Source organism: Amylolactobacillus amylophilus DSM 20533 = JCM 1125, assembly GCF_001936335.1.
Lineage (GTDB): Bacteria > Bacillota > Bacilli > Lactobacillales > Lactobacillaceae > Amylolactobacillus > Amylolactobacillus amylophilus.
On the sequence record NZ_CP018888.1, the window covers coordinates 192,900 to 209,817 of the forward strand.

The following is a 16,918-nucleotide window of genomic DNA, read 5'->3' on the forward strand; positions in this document are numbered from 1 at the left end:
CTAATATCTGTTTTTATTTGCAATAATTTGAGTTAAATGGGGAAAAATAAAATGCAATTACATCATATCACGTTGTTGACCGGCGATATCGATTCAACAAGCCATTTTTATACACAAATTTTGGGTTTTCGCTTTATCAAGAACTCCGTCAACCAGGAGAATCCCACTAGACGACATATTTATTTCGGTAATTACAATGGGCAGCCCGGCACGGTGACCACATTTATCGAGGTACCGCGTCTTGGCACTCGCTATGACGAGGATAGCTACATTCAGGGACTCGATTACTACGCTCCCGCTAAAGGCAGCAAATTCTGGCAGCAACATTTGACGACCAATAATATCACATTTTCCAATCAGAATGATATTTTGAGCTTTACTGACCCGCAAGGCACGCCGATAAGAATTTGCTTTATCGCTGAGGAGCCTGCTGCAGCAAGTGTAATTCGTAATAGCACAATTCCGCCACAGTACCAGCTTCTGCGCCTCAAAAACACAAATATCTATGTGACGGATTTGGACGCCGAAGAACACTTTTTCACCGAAATGACTGGTATCGAAACGGTAAACCACTTGCTTAATTTAGACCTTGGTCAATCGATCACACTTATGCCAGCCGAGCAGCCAGGGACCAAACGTTTCGGTCGCGGTAGCATCGACCATGTTGCCTTAAGCGCGGTTGATAAAAATGAAATTGCTGCCATTCGAAACAGTGGTAACGAGCGGAACTTCCACTTCGAAAAGGAAATTGACCGCAAGTATTTCTACTCCGTCTACTTCAGAGATCCGAACCGTAATCGGATAGAATTTGCCACCCTGGCACCTGGTTTTACTGTCGATGAAGACCTTGATTCTTTGGGCGAAAAACTTGGCTTACCGGATAATCTCGAACCGCTTCGTGAGGAACTAATCGATTTCTATGCCAATGAAGGGGTCAATTTCAAAAGCTAGAATTAGTTACGTTCTGGTCTAAAGATGAGCGCGGTGGCTGTGGCAAATGTCACTATTAAGCCACCAAGTAGCATCAAACTAAGGTGGGATAATCGTCTTAACCTCTGGTCATGTTCAATTTGAACAGTAAAGGGCATCATCGCCTGACCTAATTTTGCAAACCAATTTTCTTGGCTCTGTTTAACTATCCCCAATCGCTGTACCACAGCTGGTTGGGCTTTTTTGTATGCCACGACAGAGAGAGACCAGCTTAGCTTGGACAATCAGCCGTTGATCCGTGCCAACCGGCTCCTCACAACGAATCAAAGTTAAAGTAGGATTTTCCGTTTGCGCAAGATAGTGAATTTCACGTTCATTGATGACTCGCAGCAGCGTAACCTGATACATGAATATCTGGCTGAAGTCTGTCAGATAAATCTTCTGGCCAGCCGCCAAATTCTTAATACGATTCAACAAGACATCGGCGCCAGCATAGTTATGACTAGCCAAGACATAATTGCCATGACCCATCTTCTGGTGCGGGGTATATTCGGCAGCACCGACTGATAAGTTGGCATCTGTACGCTCAGCCAGGATGGGTAGGCTAACTTTTTGACATGGAATCGCCAAACGGCCAATTCCTGACTGCTTAATAATTTGGTCCTGCTGCTGTTTACTTTGCAGAAGAAACTGCGCATCAACGGAGTCTAATTGAGCGGCGAAAAGAGCTTTAGACCGCTTCCTAGCTACAGCAACCTCTTTAGCGGCTGAGCTCGTCTAAAAAACTTCTATCATGTAATCTTATCACCTGCACAAGGATTAAGGGACAATTAGTTAATCTAATTGAAGCAAAAAAAGACCATTTCCAATTGAAATGGTCTTTCATACCTAAGCTATTCTATTCAACAAATGGTTCCTCACCTAGCGCGTGTTGAGCTGCAAGGTTCAGCAAACTCCATTGTCGGTCGAAGCCGGGTTGGAAGAAGAAATCACTATCAGCAAGATCCTCAAGCGTGAGCTGCTGTGCCACTGCCAATGCAAGAGTATTGCCCTGTGCGGTAATTGCCGCCTTCGACAGCACAGCTCCACCTAATAGTTGGTGAGTCTGCTCGTCATAAGCCAGCTTGACATACACATCTGAGTTACCCTGTTCTACCGGCACATACTTTGGTCTTAGCGTATCTTGATAGAAATCTGTTTTGAGTGGGATACCCGCTCGACCAGCGCTAAATTCGTTCAAACCGGTCGCTGCAAATTGATAATCAAAGACCGAAAGCGCTGATGAACCCACAACACCTTTAAATGGCACATTCGGCTTCTCCTCAAAGAGGTGTTCTACAACATAGCGCGCCTCACGCCGAGCCACCGTTGCTAGAGCAATCGGCATCTTCTTGCCTGCAGGAATGGAAAGTGCCAAGGTCGCGTCACCAACTGCCGACACATCTGGCAGATTGGTACGTAGGTACTCATCGGTCACAATCCACCCACGTTGGTCTAATTCAACTGTACCAGTGAGCCATGCAGTATTTGGCTTCACCCCGGCAGCCTCAATCACCAAATCACTTGGAAAATCACCCTGATCAGTCTTCACAGCAGTAACGCTTGTTGAACCACTGAATTCCGATATTTTGGCACCAGTAACCACGTGAACGCCATGTTCTTCTAATTCGGCGCGCAGAATATCCGTCATTTCCTGATCGAGATAGGTACCGAGTGGTCGGTCAATGACATCGATGATTGTTACATTACGACCAGCTTCCGCAAATACCTGTGCCGCCTCAATGCCAATATAGCCCGTACCAATCACAGTTACGTTCTGGACAGAATCGTCCTCAAGCTTTGCCTTAATCTTACGTGCCCAATCGTAGCCACGCATCAAGAAAATATTCTCAAGTTCTTTACCAGGAAGTGGCAAAGCATTTGGCGTGACACCAGAACTAAGAATTAATTTATCGTAGGTAAATTCATTCGTTGCCTCTTTTATGTGATCCACGACCGTCAATTTCTTATTATCTGCATCAATCTGCGTTACTTCATGGTTAGCCAGAATATGTACATTTTCTTGTGGGAAATTCTCCGGTCTAAAATTACGGACATCCGTGACGTCAGTTACCTTATCTTGCAAGTATAATTCCATTCCACAAGACATAAATGAGATGAAATCACCAGCCTCAAATAGTGTGATATCAACATCTTTACCGTATCTAGTCAGTAATTCTAGAATGGATTGATGTCCACCATGTGATGCACCAATTATTGCTACTTTTTTTTGAACCATCAATTATTGCCTCCTTTAGTTTTATAACTTCACATTATCACGAAAGCGATTACTAAACAAGAAGTGTTCGCCCAAAAAGATGAATCAAAAAAGGAACAGAAATTAATCTGTTCCTTAAGTAGCTAGTTACTTGATTTGTCAAAAACTAGTTTAAAGCTTTCTTAGCTGTCTCAACTAATGCTGTGAATGCAGCAGCATCGTTATAAGCAAGGTCAGCGAGCATCTTACGGTTGATGTCTACCTCAGCCAACTTTAAGCCGTGCATTAACTTGCTGTATGAAATATCGTTCATTCTTGCAGCAGCGTTGATCCGGGCAATCCAAAGCTTTCTGAAGTCGCGCTTAACCTGGCGACGATCACGGAATGCATAACGGTATGAGTTCATTACTTGGGCATTGGCTGATTTAAACAGTAAATGCTTAGCTCCTCTATAACCCTTTGCAAGCTTTAAAACCTTTTTACGACGTTTACGTGTTACAGTTCCACCTTTAACTCTTGGCATCTTTAAATTCCTCCTAAAATAATATTTCTCAATTAACGCATTTGTGAAAGCATTTGTTTGATACGTTTGATATCGCTGGCAGAAACCATAGCAGCTTTACTTAAATGACGACGTTGTTTCTTTGTCTTACCGTGGAAACGGTGACCAGTGTATGCATGGTGACGCTTCAAGCCACCATTTCCAGTTCTCTTAAAACGTTTTGCTGAAGCACGATGTGTTTTTTGTTTAGGCATGATTCTTCCTCCAGAATTTATTTCTTTTTATCTTTGTCAGCACTTGGCGACAAGATTAAAAACATACTACGGCCTTCCATCTTAGGACGAGCCTCGACATTAGCGATGTCGGCAGCTTCCTTAGCCATCTTTTCCAAAACCCTTTGTCCAAGTTCCTTATGCGTGATTGCACGTCCCTTAAAACGAATAGAGACCCGAACTTTATCACCTTTACTAAGGAACTTACGAGCATTATTGAGCTTTGTCTTAAAGTCATTGTCTTCGATAGTTGGGCTAAGCCGAACTTCCTTCAGACTAACAATCTTTTGATTTTTCTTGTTTTCCTTGAGCTTTTTTTGTTGTTCGAAACGGAATTTTCCGTAATCCATAATCTTCGCTACAGGTGGCTTTGCGTTTGGCGAAATTAATACTAAGTCTAAATTAGCATCTTCAGCCTTCTTCAAAGCTTCTGCTTTACTGATAATTCCCAGTTGCTCACCAGAGTCAGAAATCACACGAAGTTCACGTTCACGAATATTTTCATTTAACATCAAATCTTTTGCTATGAGTATTCACCTCCAAATAAATTTGAGGACAAGTAAAAAGCGGGAAAAATAATTTTTCCCGCTCTTAATCAACAGATTATATCGATTAGCCTAGAGGTACTTAGTTAACATAGGCGAGAAGCGGGAGCTTCTTCTTGTTCTCAACTATTCAATTATACATACAGTTGGGCTGAGTGTCAAACGTTTTTGATACCTGCAGCCTCGTCCTATAATACACCAACTGCAATACTTTAACACAAATGGCACTCAATTGCCATCATCGTTAATTATTCATCACGCGAGTAGCTGGCCACGTCTGCTAAAATCTGGTCGGTAAACTCTTGAACAGAAACGGTTGTGGTGTCTTGTTCACCATATTTTCTCACCGTTACAGTTTGATCTGCCAGCTCTTGATCCCCAATAACTAAGGTGTAAGGAACTTTTTGAGTTTGTGATTCGCGGATCTTATAACCCATTTTTTCGTTTCGTAAATCAAGCTGCACCCGAATTCCCTTTTGGGCCAATGCATGTTTGATTTCCTTCACGTAATCAGTGTGTAAATCAAGGTTAACCGGAATCATGTTAACTTGTACTGGAGCAATCCAAGTTGGGAATGCACCTTTATAAATCTCAGTTAGGTATGCGATAAACCGCTCAAGTGTTCCGATGATTCCACGGTGAATCATCACTGGACGGTGCTCTTCACCATCGTTACCCACGTATGCCAGTTCAAACTTCTCTGGCAACATGAAGTCGAGTTGGATTGTTGACAGTGTTTCCTCATTACCTAGGGCTGTCTTCGTCTGAACGTCAAGCTTTGGTCCGTAGAATGCAGCCTCACCTTCTGCCTCGTAGTAATCAAGACCCAGTTCATCGAGGGCTTTCTTCAACATTGACTGTGCGTTTTCCCACATCTCGTCGTTTTCAAAATACTTATCTGTGTTGTTCGGGTCACGCAGGCTCAATCGGAATGTGTAATCGGTGATATTGAAGTCATGGTAGACGTCCATCATCAGCTGAAGGACCTTACCAAATTCCTCTTGAATCTGGTCCAAAGCGACAAAAGTGTGCCCATCATTTAGGGTCATTTCACGCACACGTTGGAGGCCGGAAAGTGCACCAGACTTCTCATAACGGTGCATCATGCCTAACTCGGCAATTCGAATTGGTAACTCACGGTATGAGCGGACGTGATGCTTGTAGATCTGAATGTGTGACGGGCAGTTCATCGGCCGCAACTCAAGTAATTCGTCATCTCCCATGTCCATTGGTGGGAACATGTCTTCCCTGTAATGTGCCCAGTGACCAGAGGTTTTGTAGAGGTCCAGGTTAGCGAGTACAGGTGTGTAAACGTGCTCGTAGTCATCTGCAACTTCTTTATCGATGATGTAGCGTTCGATAATTCGCCGAATTGTTGCTCCTTTTGGCATCCAGTACGGTAAACCGGCACCCACTTTAGGATCGACGAAGAACAAATCAAGGTCACGTCCTAGTGTGCGGTGATCGCGTTCCTTAATGTCCTCTCTGCGTTTCAAGTCAGCCTCTAAATCGCTTGCTTTAAAGAATGCTGTCCCGTAAATCCGTTGCAACATTCTGTTGCTACTCTTACCTTGCCAATATGCACCGGCCACTGACAGGAGTGCGAATTCTTTGATTTTGCCCGTGTTAGGCAGGAGCGCCTTGTAGCCAAAATCAACGAAATCACCAAGTCGGTATGCCAGTATCTGTACGGCATCAATGTCCTTCAGCATGGAAGTCTTGTAAGGATCGTCTTTGAAAGCCTCTACTAACTTAGATTTGTCGACAAATTCCCGGGTAATTGGGAGACCGTTCTTGATAATCTTCTTCATCTCTGCTTCAAACTCTGGCAATTCACCAACAGCAATTTGATTATCTTGATCAGTATCAACGAAAAAACCATCTTCGTCCGACTTTGATTCACCGAGTGCGATGCGTGGATATTTCTGCTTTGCAACGTACTTGAACAAGAAAGCAACCGTGTCACGGAGGATCCGCAGACCCAGCTCATCTGCATCAGTTAGAATGGCAAAGTGGCCCGCTTGATTAACTGTACTATCAACCGATAACAGCTCATCGTTTAAGGTTGCCCCGACTGCCTTCTTAGCTAATGACGAACTGATAGACTTGGCTACGTCTAAGACTGACTGACCCTCATCGATGCTCTTCTTATTGCCATCTGGAAATGTTAATTCAAAACTCATTACTGCTCCTCCTAAATAAAAAAAGTCCCAGTGCGACATATTCACACTGGGACGAAAATTTTCGTGGTTCCACCCAAATTTAAAATCACACGAAGTGATTCTACTCTTATGGCTGATAATGGTAACCGACCAAACGATTAAATTATGGGTTGTACTTCGAAAGTGGTGTCAAACTCCTTGTAGTGCTTCCAGTTACTGCAGCTACTCCCTGTTAGTGAAGTTTGATATGTCTTTCTTAATGAACTCAATTATACTAATTTAAATTAATTTTTCAAGTTCTTTCTGACCACTTAATCAAATTAACCGCGGTTGCGTCGGTTAGCACCCTCCATGACGACCTCGGTCGCCAGAAACTTAATCCGCTCCATTAAACGAGCGGCCTTCACCGGCTCCGAGCCCGTTTTGGTCTCGGCAAAATGCTCCTCGAGCTCTGGAAAACTGAAGTTTGAACTGAAAACAGTGGGCAACTGATTCTCCATCCGATATTGCAAGATTACGCCCAGCACATCATCCCTTGACCACTGACTCAGGCTCTCTGCCCCAATATCATCAAGCATCAATACGTCAACAGACTTTAGTTTTTGGACCTCATCATTAAGCGAGTTGTCGCCAAAGTGACTCGAAAGACCAGCAATAAAGGTTGGTACATGAATTAACGTCACACTTTTGCCAAAAGTGACCAGCTTATTCGCCATCGCCGCCATCAGGTAAGTCTTACCAACACCAAAATTACCGCTAAAGTAGACGCCCTTCGGATTCTGACCAGCACTTAACTGCGCAACGAATTCGGTTGCTAGTGCCAGTGCACGAATTCTTCCTTCTGTACGTTCAAACTCTGTAATGGCGGCCTCCCTAAGCGTAATCGGCAGGTCAATTAGACGCATCTTGTGGGCCTGGGTAGTCCTCTCTACTGCAGTTCTAGTTTGCTCAGTCGGACCATATTCCACGTCAATCAGGCCGTTATTGACAATTAGTTTTGGGGCGAAGCCGCTCACAGTACTGTCGCTTTCTTGTTGAACCTTATCGCGCTGCGTCACAAATTCATAGACGTTTGCCGCACTTTTGTTTAGGGCATCGGGAGTTAGTTCTGCATGATGTTCCTTGATAAAAGCTTGAACTTCAGGATCCTTGAGCGCTGCTTTAATCATTTCGTCGAAATCATACTTGATTGCGCGTTCATCCAATATCTTCTGTAAAACTTTGCCAATGTTTTGCATATTAGGCTCCTTATTTTCCGTCTATTTTATCAAGTAGCTTATCCAAATACTCATCCGTAATCTTCGGATCTACAGTGGCCTTCTTCTTAGACCAATCAGTGGCAACCTCTTTCTTCTTGCCCTGTCCTTGATAATATCTGTGCTTCGTATTCTGCCCTTGCTGTTGTCTCTTATTCTCACGGTTCTTCACATAGCTTAACGCCTGCACAGCCGTTACCACGCCATTTTGGAACCAGTCATTAGCAATTCGGTCAACCAAGGCCTTAGAGAGTGTAGGTGCCATACCAAGGGTGACGTAAATCAGCATGTTAATTAGATCATCTTTCAAGCCATTTTTCTGTTTCAGCTGGTAGACAATCTGCTTCTCACTTGTGGTGACGTAGCCACCCTTCTCTTTCTTTATTCGGTAGAGGTAGTCAAGTGGCCGATATTTGTTCACACTTGTTAAGACACGTTGATCCGCTTCACTGAGGTTGTTGATCATGGCTGATACCTTGTTCACCAGTGCTTCTTTTGTGGTTGCCCGCCCACTGTGACGCACCGAGGCATGGTCCGTCAGGCTCTCATAGTTCTCAGTTAGGTTAGCTTCGATTCGCTTAATATTCAGCTTATGGTCACCGCTCGTCAATGTTAAAGTCGCTAACTGAACAAACTCCAACTCGGATAGCTGGTAGAAGTTAATCATGTCGCTGATTTGCTTCCTGTATTTATTAACTTCTGCCTCATCGATGTGGTAAGCATTAAACTGATCGATCAAAAACTGCCAATCTATTAACTTTGTAAGCTCATTCTCTCGTGTCTCCGCAATAGCATCTTCCTGCCCTAATTGCTTGTTTTTGGCAAAAGACTCTGCCGCCTCTTGAACAACAGCCGGTGGATTAATTGCGGTCTCATCCGCCATGTGAAAAACTTCGAAGAAGCCAGCCGAGACATCACGGGCATTTTCACTATCGGGAAATGTCTGTGGTGTAAAACTCTGCTGCAGTGACTTAAACAAAGGTTCACCAATCTTCTCCAGCAGTAAGCTAGAGAGTAAAAAGGTACCAAAGAAATCCTTGGCAGCAAGGGGAGCTTTCAGCTCGAAAATCAGCGCTTCACCGAGAATATCATTTTGACTGGTACTCGTCTTTAACAAAGAGACTGCCTCAAGCTTGTGGAACGCATTAAAAAGAGATTTTAAATCGATATCCAGTTGCTCTTGGAGCTGAGCAAGGCGGAGAAATTCCGAGCGAATCGGTACCCGATTAAACTGTTGGCAGAGCGTCAAATAAACACTTGTTGCCACGGCTCCAACAAGTGGTTGATAAAGTTTCATGATCACCTTCTGTTGCTCAGTATCAATTGTTAATTGATTAGCGACGTAGAAGGGTAATTTAGGATTAGTTGAAAAATACATCGAATACCTGACCTAGCTAGACTTCTTATCCTTAGACATCATTTCTTCGAGCGCCTTCATGAAGCCGCTCATATCCTTGAATTGACGGTACACACTGGCGAAGCGGATATACGCGACGTCGTCCAATTCCGCAAGTTCGTCCATGACAATTTCACCAATTTGCTTTGAGGAAATTTCATTTAAACCCTTTTTGCGGATACTGTTCTCTACCCGATCGACCAGATCACTCAGCTCATCACTCGTAATTGGCCGTTTCTCGGCAGCATGAACAAGCCCGTTAAAGATCTTCTCACGGTTAAAGGCTTCACGATTACCATCACTCTTAATTACCAGGAGTGGTGAGAGCTCGATTCTTTCAAAGGTTGTAAATCTGTAACCACAGTTCTCACATTCGCGTCGCCTTCTAATCGCTCTATTCTCGTCACTTGGTCTGCTATCGACAACACGGGATGAGTTTTGATGACAATTTGGACATTCCATAGTTATTCCTCCAACTTCGGGCTAATATTCGCCCGAAAAAAAGCTTCAAATGAGCTGGTAGTTTCTTCTATTGTACCAGTATTGTCAATTAAATAATCGGCCAGTAATTTCTTTTTTGCTAGTGGCATTTGGGCGGCAATCTTCCTCTTGGCTTCTTTTACAGTAATCGCATCGCGGGCCATCAAACGCTCAAGTTGCGTCTTGTTATCCACGTAGACCAGAAGCACATCGTCGAGGTGGGTATCAAATTTACCCTCATATAATAACGGAATATCCACGACGACGACCCTGGCATTCTGTATTGCATACTCCTGCATCTTATTCAGCAGACTGGTCTTAATAGTCGGATGTGAAAGATGATTAAGCTTACTGAGGGCATTTTGATCACTGAAAACTAGCTGAGCGAGCTTCTGCCGGTTGATTGTTTGATCGGCATTTAAGAACTGCGGACCGAACTTAGCTACTATCTTTTGCCAGTTAGCCGCACCGGGCTCCATTAGCGCGTGAGCCACCTCGTCTGCATCAATCACCGGTATATTCTTGTGGCGAAAGAGATCAGAGACCGTACTTTTGCCGCTCGCTATCCCGCCAGTTAAACCTAAATAATACGTCATTTTACAACCTGACAATGGGGACAAAAGACCGTTCCCCTACCGCTAACTTTGATTTTCTCCATAATCGTACCGCAACGTTCACACGGTTCATTTCCGTGCGAATATGCGTGGAGATGATTCTGCATGCTACCGGCATGACCGCTGGCATCGAGGTAGGTAAAGACCGTCGTACCGTGATTCTGAATGGCTAAAGTTATCTCCTCATTAATGGCCGTAAATAACTCGGCGATTTCTGCGTGTTCTAACTTATTGGCCGGAGTCAACGGATGAATCTTGCTCAGCCAAAGAACCTCATCAACATAAATATTACCAAGACCGGTCACTATCCCCTGATCCAATAACACATTCTTGATATTCTTCTTCCTGGTCTTTAGCCCTGCTTCAAAGTAATCAAGCGTGAAAGCAGCAGAATTGGGCTCTGGTCCAAGCTTACTAATTCCGGTAACCACGGCTTCCGTGCCAGTCTCAACCAGTTGGAGCCGCCCAAACTTCCGGACATCTGCATAGCGCAAGTCGGTGCCATCGGTTAACTCATATACCAAGTGTTCATGTTTATCAAGCGGTGTCTTTTGGGGAACAATGTGGTATTTACCCTCCATCCGCAAGTGCGAGACCACCGACTTGTCATTGGTTAATCTAAAGACCAGGTATTTACCAAACCGGTCCACATCAATGAAGGTCTCCCCCCGAAGACTATTAATAAATTCCTGGGCATCCCCCACAACAATTGCTTCATAGGGAATCTTTATATCTTTAATGGTCTTATTCTTAATCTGGGGAATTAGACTCTTCCGTACTGTCTCAACTTCTGGTAACTCAGGCATGATTCATCCTCACTTTACATCATACCAAGTTGGACCGTAGCCATACTCCACCTTTAGTGGCACATCCAACTTCACGGCCGAATCCATCACACTTGGTACTAATTTTTTAATTGTTTCTAGTTCTTCATCTGGCACTTCAAAAATCAATTCATCGTGAACTTGCAAAAGCATGCGCGTCTGTAACTTATTCTCAGCCAATGCTTTATTCATATTAATCATCGCAATCTTGATAATATCGGCTGCCCCACCCTGAATCGGTGAGTTCATCGCTGTTCGTTCTGCGAAAGATCGGAGGTTAAAGTTCTTCGAATGAATGTCTGGGAGATAACGTCTTCTGTGCATGATCGTCTCGACGAACCCATTTTCACGCGCACTTTTGACAGATTGTTGCATAAACTCGTGTACCTGCGGATAAGTAGCGAAATAACCTTCGATAAATTGCTTAGCCTGGCTTCTGGCAATGCCAATATTCTTAGCTAGGCCGAAGTCCGAGATGCCATAGACAATCCCGAAGTTAACGGCTTTGGCCTGGCGACGCATCAGACTGGTCACCTCATGAGGACTACTCAAGTTGAAAATGCGTATGGCCGTGTTTGCGTGAATATCAATTCCATCCATAAATGCCTGTTGCATCGTCTGATCACCGGAAACATGCGCCAGGACCCGCAGTTCAATCTGCGAATAATCACTCGAGAAGATTTGCCAACCCGGTTTGCTGGCAACAAACGCTTTCCTGATTTGTTTTCCTTCGTCTATTCTAATGGGAATATTTTGCAGGTTAGGATCGACTGACGAGAGGCGACCCGTTGCGGTCAAGGTCTGGAGGTAACGGGTATGTACCTTTCCGTCACCCATAATGACCTTCAACAGCCCGGTTACATAGGTCGATTGAATCTTATTGATTTGCCGATAATCAAGGATCTCCTGCACCACAGGACTCTGACTCTTTAGCTCTTCCAGTACCTCAACCGAGGTTGAGTAACCAGTCTTAGTCTTCTTAATTGGTGGTAGACCCAATTTATCGAATAGAATTGTACCCAGTTGTTTTGGTGAATTCAGGTTGAATTCTTCCCCCACTTCCGCGTAAATTTTCTGCTCCAGCTCTTGTAACCGCAACGCCAAATCATTTTGCATTGTAGTCAACGTCGGCGCTTTTACCGTGATACCCGTTATCTCCATTTGGGCTAGAACTTTGGCCAGAGGAATTTCAATCTCATCATACAACGAGTCTTGTTCATGCTCCGCCAGCTTCTTCAGTAGCGTTGGCTTCAAGTCACTAATCGCCATTAATTTGTTAGCGATATGTTGTAGTAATTCGGCTACTTCGGTCGGTACAGCGGTTTTTACACCCTTACCGAACACAGCCTCATCGCTCAATACACTAGTGTAATCGTATTGAGCAGCCACTGTGCTCACGTCGTTACTGTTGTTCTCATTATTAATCAGATAACTAGCCAACAACATATCATAATTTAATCCAGCGGCCGTGATACCTAATCTATTCAACGCGACCGTGGTTCTCTTCAAGTCAAAGACATTTTTCTTGATGCTTTCGTCCATTAGCATGCTTTTCACAGCCGGTTCTTGCAAAAGTGTCACGTCATCACTGACGTAAATCTGGTCTGCGACCAGCAATCCAAAACCAATTAGGTCGGCCAAGTGGTAATTTTCACCTAGCAGCTCCAGATAGAACGTTACTTCAGACTGGTTACCAAAGATATTAGCTTTCAGCATCTCCCTAGTCAGAGTCACATACTGAATCTCCGGTTGGACAGGCACAGTAGCGGCTCCCTCATCAGCACCCAAATCTAGGTTAATGGCATTATTCTGATCAAGCTTCGCTAGAAAACTCTGGAAGTTCATCTGCTGGTAGAACTGCCGTAGCTTTATCAAGTCAGGCTCTTTTAGCACTGTCTCAGCCAGGGTAATCTCTAGCGGCGCATCCTGCTTGATTGTCGCCAGTTGCTTGCTCAAAAACGCCTGTTCACGGTCATTGAGCAGATTTTCTTTCATCTTGCTCTGCTTCATCGAGTCAATCTGCTCGTAGATTCCCTCGACTGAACCATACTCTTTAACCAATTTCTCTGCGGTCACCTTACCGACCTTGGTCACGCCTGGGTAGTTGTCACTAGTATCGCCCGTCAATGCCTTCAAATCGATAATTTGGCGCGGCGTCACACCTAGTTTTTCTAGCACATGAGCCGGGGTATACTGCTCAATCTCATTCACACCCTTCACGGTCACATCGACCCGTACCTTATCCGTACTAAGCTGTGTGAGGTCACGGTCGCCCGTCACCACAACCACGTCGTAACCCGCTTTCTCGCCAGCTAAGGCTAGCGTGCCAATGATATCATCAGCCTCATACTCAGCTAACTCGTAACTCTTGATTCCGAGGTAAGTAAGCATCTCCCGCAAATACGGTAACTGCTCGAGTAATTCGACCGGTGTCTTCGCGCGACTCCCTTTATAGTCGTCGAACATTTTGGTCCGAAACGTCGTCTTACCAGCATCGAATGCCACGAGCACATTATCAGGTTGTTCTCTCTTCAACACGACGTCCAGCATGTTTTTGAATGCAAAAATCGCACTTGTATGCAGCCCGTCACCATTAGTGAAGCGCTCCACCTGATTGTATAGTGCAAAGAATGCTCGGAACGCCACAGAATTTCCGTCAATTAGTAAAAGCTTTTTAGCTGCCATTGCTGCTCCTTTGTAGTTATTTGCCTATTCCGTTAGTAAAAAAGCAACCACTAGGTTGCTTATAGTAATTTCTCGTACGCAGTCTCATATTTCTGAATATCACCTGCACCCATGAATACCATGACAGAATTCTTGTTCTCGGTCAAATCTGAAATATTCTCTAACTTGATTACCTCTGAATCCTTGCCAATTTGATCCACCAGCATCTCGCTCGAAATATCTCCGGTAGACTCTCTGGCTGAACCGAAGATTGGCGTCACGTAGGCTTTATCCGCGGTACGGAGAATTTCAGCGAACTCAGCAGCAAACTGTTTCGTTCTGCTGTACGTGTGTGGTTGGAAAATTGCTACCAGCTTCATATCCGGAAACTTCTGTCTTGCAGCCTGCAGCGTGGCCTTCATCTCCGTTGGGTGGTGCGCGTAATCGTCAATGACGACCACGTCTTTGTAATCGGTCTCAGCAAAACGGCGCTTCGTACCCTGATAGCTGACCAACTCATTGGCAACATCAACCATATTTAGGCCCTCTTGGTGTGCGACACCAATCACGGCCAAGCTGTTCATGATATTGTGTTCACCGAACAGGCGGATAGTAAACCGTCCCAAAGAATCCCCGTGATAGAGCACATCAAACTGCGCACCAAGTTCGTCTCTTTTGATATTAACCGCGCGATAGTCATCGGTTTCTTTCAGACCATATGTGAACTTTTGAATGTCAGTCTTTAAATTAGCTAATCGCTCATCATCGCCCCAAACAAACAAGCCCTTTCTGGTCTGGTCTGCCGCCGTTTGGAACGCCGCCGTTACGTCATCAATATCTTTAAAGTAATCAGGGTGATCAAAGTCAATATTCGTCATCACCATGTAATCGGGGTGGTAAGCCAGAAAATGCCGCCGATACTCATCAGCCTCATAGACGAAGAACCGCGAATTGGCAATACCACGACCGGTTCCATCCCCCACTAAGTAGCTGGTAGGCAGAACACCGCCAAGGACGTGTGCCATTAGACCCGTTGTGCTCGTTTTACCATGTGCACCGGCAACGCCAATACTCGTGTACTGTGGCAGTAGTTCAGCCAACGTATCGGGATAACTCATAATTTTTAGGTTCAGCTCGAGCGCACGCTTAACCTCAGGATGATCTTCCTTAAAGGCATTTCCCTTCACGATGGTGAGCCCTGCATTAATGTTCTTTGCCGCAAAAGGTAATACCTCAATTCCTGCTGCAAGCAAGGGTTCCTGTGTAAATGTGTGCTGTTCAATGTCACTGCCGGAAACTTTGTAACCCAGGTCATGCATGACCAATGCGAGACCGGCCATCCCGGTTCCCTTAATTCCAATAAAATAATAATTTGCGTCTTTTTTTAGCACGATTACACCAACTCCGTCTGTTCAATTTTTTGTGGGGACTCATTCGATTGTTCATGGCGGCGCATGGCAACCAGGTCGAAAAGATACAACTCGGTGGTCTGATATTCGTCTAACGTCTTAGAGACATCTAAGTAATATAGTTCATCATCATTTAAAGCTGCCGTACCCTTTGTCATGACACCCTCCCACTAGTTTTACTTATCTCATTTTACCATTTTGTGCAAAAAAAAGAGGCCTAAATGGCTCCTTTTGCTAATAATCGATCAACTTTCTCTGGTTCAAACTCATGGCCAACCGGGAAATCATTTGGCAGTACCAGAATCCCACGCTTGTCAGGTGCGTGCTTTAGTCCAAGCTCACGAGCACTCGTGATCATGCCATAGCTCTCCACACCACGCAATGCTCCGGGCCAAATAATGGCACCATCTGGCATCATGGTTTCCGGTAGCGCCACAACAACTTTCTGCCCGGCAGCGATGTTCGGCGCACCACAGACAATCTGATAATCTGTCTCGTCACCAACGTCTACAGTTGTCACATGCAGGTGATCAGAATCCGGGTGCGGCTCAGATGTCTTAACGTAGCCGTAGACTAGAGTCTTCTTCTCCACAGTCGGCAACTCGGCCTTAAAGCCCACACTGATTAAGTACTCGTTCAATTTATTAATCTGGGCGCTGGTCAGCTTAATCCGACCGTTTGTTGCGTTCGTTAAGTCTAGCACCGAATCAATTTGAAAAAAGTTGAAGCCGATTGTCTGATTGTCCTGGTTGAAAATCCGAACAACATTTTGCTTCTGTTCTGAAGACTGTTCTCCCTGATCTGGGCCAAGAATTGCAATCAATGTATTGGGAAATGCTGTTTGATTAATGCTAGTTATCACAAATTTTTCTCCTTAGGCAACTGAATTCAAGAAGTCTTCCACTTCTTGTTTGGTCTTTCTGTCTTTGTTCACCAAGCGACCGACTTCTTGCCCATCCTGGAAAACAACCATGCTTGGTATCCCAAAGATATTTAGCTCTTGGGCCAAGTCCATTGAAGCATCAGTGTCCACTTCGATGAACTTAATGTCGGCAAAGTCACTCTCGACCGCAGGCATGAATGGTTTCAGGAACTTGCAGTCCCCACACCAGCTAGCAGTAAAGAAGAGCACCGTTCTACCCTCTTTCACTAGTTCAGGTAATTCGCTAATTGTTAATTCTTCAATTTTTTTCATCGTATTTTCCAACCTTTCGTAGCATAATATTAAATATAAACAAATATTTGTCAAACAATCTTTCTTAATAAAGGAGCACAGCTATTGAATTCTAAAACGACTAAGTTAATATTCACAGCAGGTATGACTGCCATAGCTATTGGTACCAGCTATTCACTTATTAAGCAGTACAATAAGAAGGTCCGGCTAAGAAGATCGTTAGAGCGGGTGAAACAACTATTCTCTGACCAAAACGACATCACCGGCTCATGGCTCGAGGATGAACCACGGATTTACCAGCACGAAGATTTCAAGACCAAAGCATACTTTGGTGGTTTAATTCGGAAGAGTCACGGCCAATTATTAGAGTATGAATTCGTGCTGAGCGCTAAGAGCTACGCCCTGCTCGACCTCAAATTAATCGCTTAGGCGG

At 44.5% G+C, this 16,918-nt stretch carries 18 protein-coding genes and 1 other annotated feature; of the genes, 2 read left to right on the top strand and 16 right to left on the bottom strand.

Translation table 11 applies throughout. The features are described 5' to 3' along the window. Positions 1–51: 51 nt before the first annotated feature. The gene (locus LA20533_RS01005) at positions 52–951 is read left to right on the top strand and encodes a VOC family protein (protein ID WP_054746140.1); all 900 of its coding nucleotides are present in this window, start codon (positions 52–54) and stop codon (positions 949–951) included. A 180-nt stretch (positions 952–1,131) separates the two neighbouring features. On the opposite strand, the gene LA20533_RS01010 is transcribed toward LA20533_RS01005, so the two are convergent. From LA20533_RS01010 to LA20533_RS01080, 16 genes are all read right to left on the bottom strand, one after another. Further along, positions 1,132–1,560: a class A sortase gene (locus LA20533_RS01010; protein ID WP_054746138.1), complete on the bottom strand. Its 429-nt coding sequence runs from the start codon at positions 1,558–1,560 to the stop codon at positions 1,132–1,134. Positions 1,561–1,828: 268 nt separating this feature from the next. Beyond that, complete coding sequence (locus tag LA20533_RS01015) at positions 1,829–3,208, bottom strand: FAD-dependent oxidoreductase (RefSeq protein ID WP_056946990.1); 1,380 nt, start codon at positions 3,206–3,208, stop codon at positions 1,829–1,831. 145 nt (positions 3,209–3,353) lie between these two features. Then, entirely contained in the window at positions 3,354–3,710 is a 357-nt protein-coding gene (gene rplT / locus LA20533_RS01020; protein WP_054746137.1) for a 50S ribosomal protein L20, read from the bottom strand. Between the two features lie 32 nt (positions 3,711–3,742). Beyond that, positions 3,743–3,943: a 50S ribosomal protein L35 gene (gene rpmI, locus LA20533_RS01025; RefSeq protein ID WP_056946993.1), complete on the bottom strand. Its 201-nt coding sequence runs from the start codon at positions 3,941–3,943 to the stop codon at positions 3,743–3,745. Between the two features lie 17 nt (positions 3,944–3,960). Further along, positions 3,961–4,476 carry a translation initiation factor IF-3 gene (infC, locus tag LA20533_RS01030; RefSeq protein WP_075362769.1) on the bottom strand — a complete coding sequence of 172 codons (516 nt, stop codon included), beginning with the start codon at positions 4,474–4,476 and terminating at the stop codon, positions 3,961–3,963. A 37-nt stretch (positions 4,477–4,513) separates the two neighbouring features. Beyond that, positions 4,514–4,630: a sequence feature (ribosomal protein L20 leader region), on the bottom strand. Between the two features lie 124 nt (positions 4,631–4,754). After that, on the bottom strand, positions 4,755–6,689 hold the full coding sequence (gene thrS, locus LA20533_RS01035; protein ID WP_056946998.1) for a threonine--tRNA ligase: 1,935 nt from the start codon (positions 6,687–6,689) through the stop codon (positions 4,755–4,757). A gap of 299 nt (positions 6,690–6,988) precedes the next feature. After that, the gene (dnaI, locus tag LA20533_RS01040; RefSeq protein WP_054746136.1) at positions 6,989–7,906 is read right to left on the bottom strand and encodes a primosomal protein DnaI; all 918 of its coding nucleotides are present in this window, start codon (positions 7,904–7,906) and stop codon (positions 6,989–6,991) included. A 10-nt stretch (positions 7,907–7,916) separates the two neighbouring features. After that, positions 7,917–9,302 (bottom strand): DnaD domain protein, encoded by a 1,386-nt coding sequence (locus LA20533_RS01045; protein ID WP_054746135.1) that lies wholly within the window; start codon positions 9,300–9,302, stop codon positions 7,917–7,919. A gap of 12 nt (positions 9,303–9,314) precedes the next feature. Then, positions 9,315–9,782, bottom strand: coding sequence for a transcriptional regulator NrdR (nrdR, locus tag LA20533_RS01050; RefSeq protein ID WP_054746134.1), 468 nt, complete (start codon positions 9,780–9,782; stop codon positions 9,315–9,317). 2 nt (positions 9,783–9,784) lie between these two features. Beyond that, the gene (gene coaE / locus LA20533_RS01055) at positions 9,785–10,396 is read right to left on the bottom strand and encodes a dephospho-CoA kinase (protein WP_056947001.1); all 612 of its coding nucleotides are present in this window, start codon (positions 10,394–10,396) and stop codon (positions 9,785–9,787) included. Further along, the gene (gene mutM, locus LA20533_RS01060; RefSeq protein ID WP_054746133.1) at positions 10,393–11,220 is read right to left on the bottom strand and encodes a bifunctional DNA-formamidopyrimidine glycosylase/DNA-(apurinic or apyrimidinic site) lyase; all 828 of its coding nucleotides are present in this window, start codon (positions 11,218–11,220) and stop codon (positions 10,393–10,395) included. Before mutM ends, coaE begins: the two co-directional genes overlap by 4 nt. Positions 11,221–11,229: 9 nt before the next feature. Continuing rightward, on the bottom strand, positions 11,230–13,923 hold the full coding sequence (gene polA, locus LA20533_RS01065) for a DNA polymerase I (protein ID WP_056947004.1): 2,694 nt from the start codon (positions 13,921–13,923) through the stop codon (positions 11,230–11,232). A gap of 59 nt (positions 13,924–13,982) precedes the next feature. After that, positions 13,983–15,293 (bottom strand): UDP-N-acetylmuramate--L-alanine ligase, encoded by a 1,311-nt coding sequence (murC, locus tag LA20533_RS01070; protein WP_056947007.1) that lies wholly within the window; start codon positions 15,291–15,293, stop codon positions 13,983–13,985. A gap of 2 nt (positions 15,294–15,295) precedes the next feature. Then, positions 15,296–15,469, bottom strand: a complete 174-nt coding sequence (locus LA20533_RS08500) for a hypothetical protein (protein ID WP_156408182.1) — start codon at positions 15,467–15,469, stop codon at positions 15,296–15,298. A gap of 59 nt (positions 15,470–15,528) precedes the next feature. Beyond that, positions 15,529–16,173, bottom strand: coding sequence for a YtpR family tRNA-binding protein (ytpR, locus tag LA20533_RS01075; protein WP_056947010.1), 645 nt, complete (start codon positions 16,171–16,173; stop codon positions 15,529–15,531). A gap of 12 nt (positions 16,174–16,185) precedes the next feature. Continuing rightward, the gene (locus LA20533_RS01080; RefSeq protein WP_056947013.1) at positions 16,186–16,506 is read right to left on the bottom strand and encodes a thioredoxin family protein; all 321 of its coding nucleotides are present in this window, start codon (positions 16,504–16,506) and stop codon (positions 16,186–16,188) included. Positions 16,507–16,590: 84 nt separating this feature from the next. Between LA20533_RS01080 and LA20533_RS01085 the strand changes: the two genes are divergently transcribed. After that, positions 16,591–16,914, top strand: coding sequence for a hypothetical protein (locus LA20533_RS01085; protein WP_054746131.1), 324 nt, complete (start codon positions 16,591–16,593; stop codon positions 16,912–16,914). Positions 16,915–16,918 lie beyond the last annotated feature (4 nt).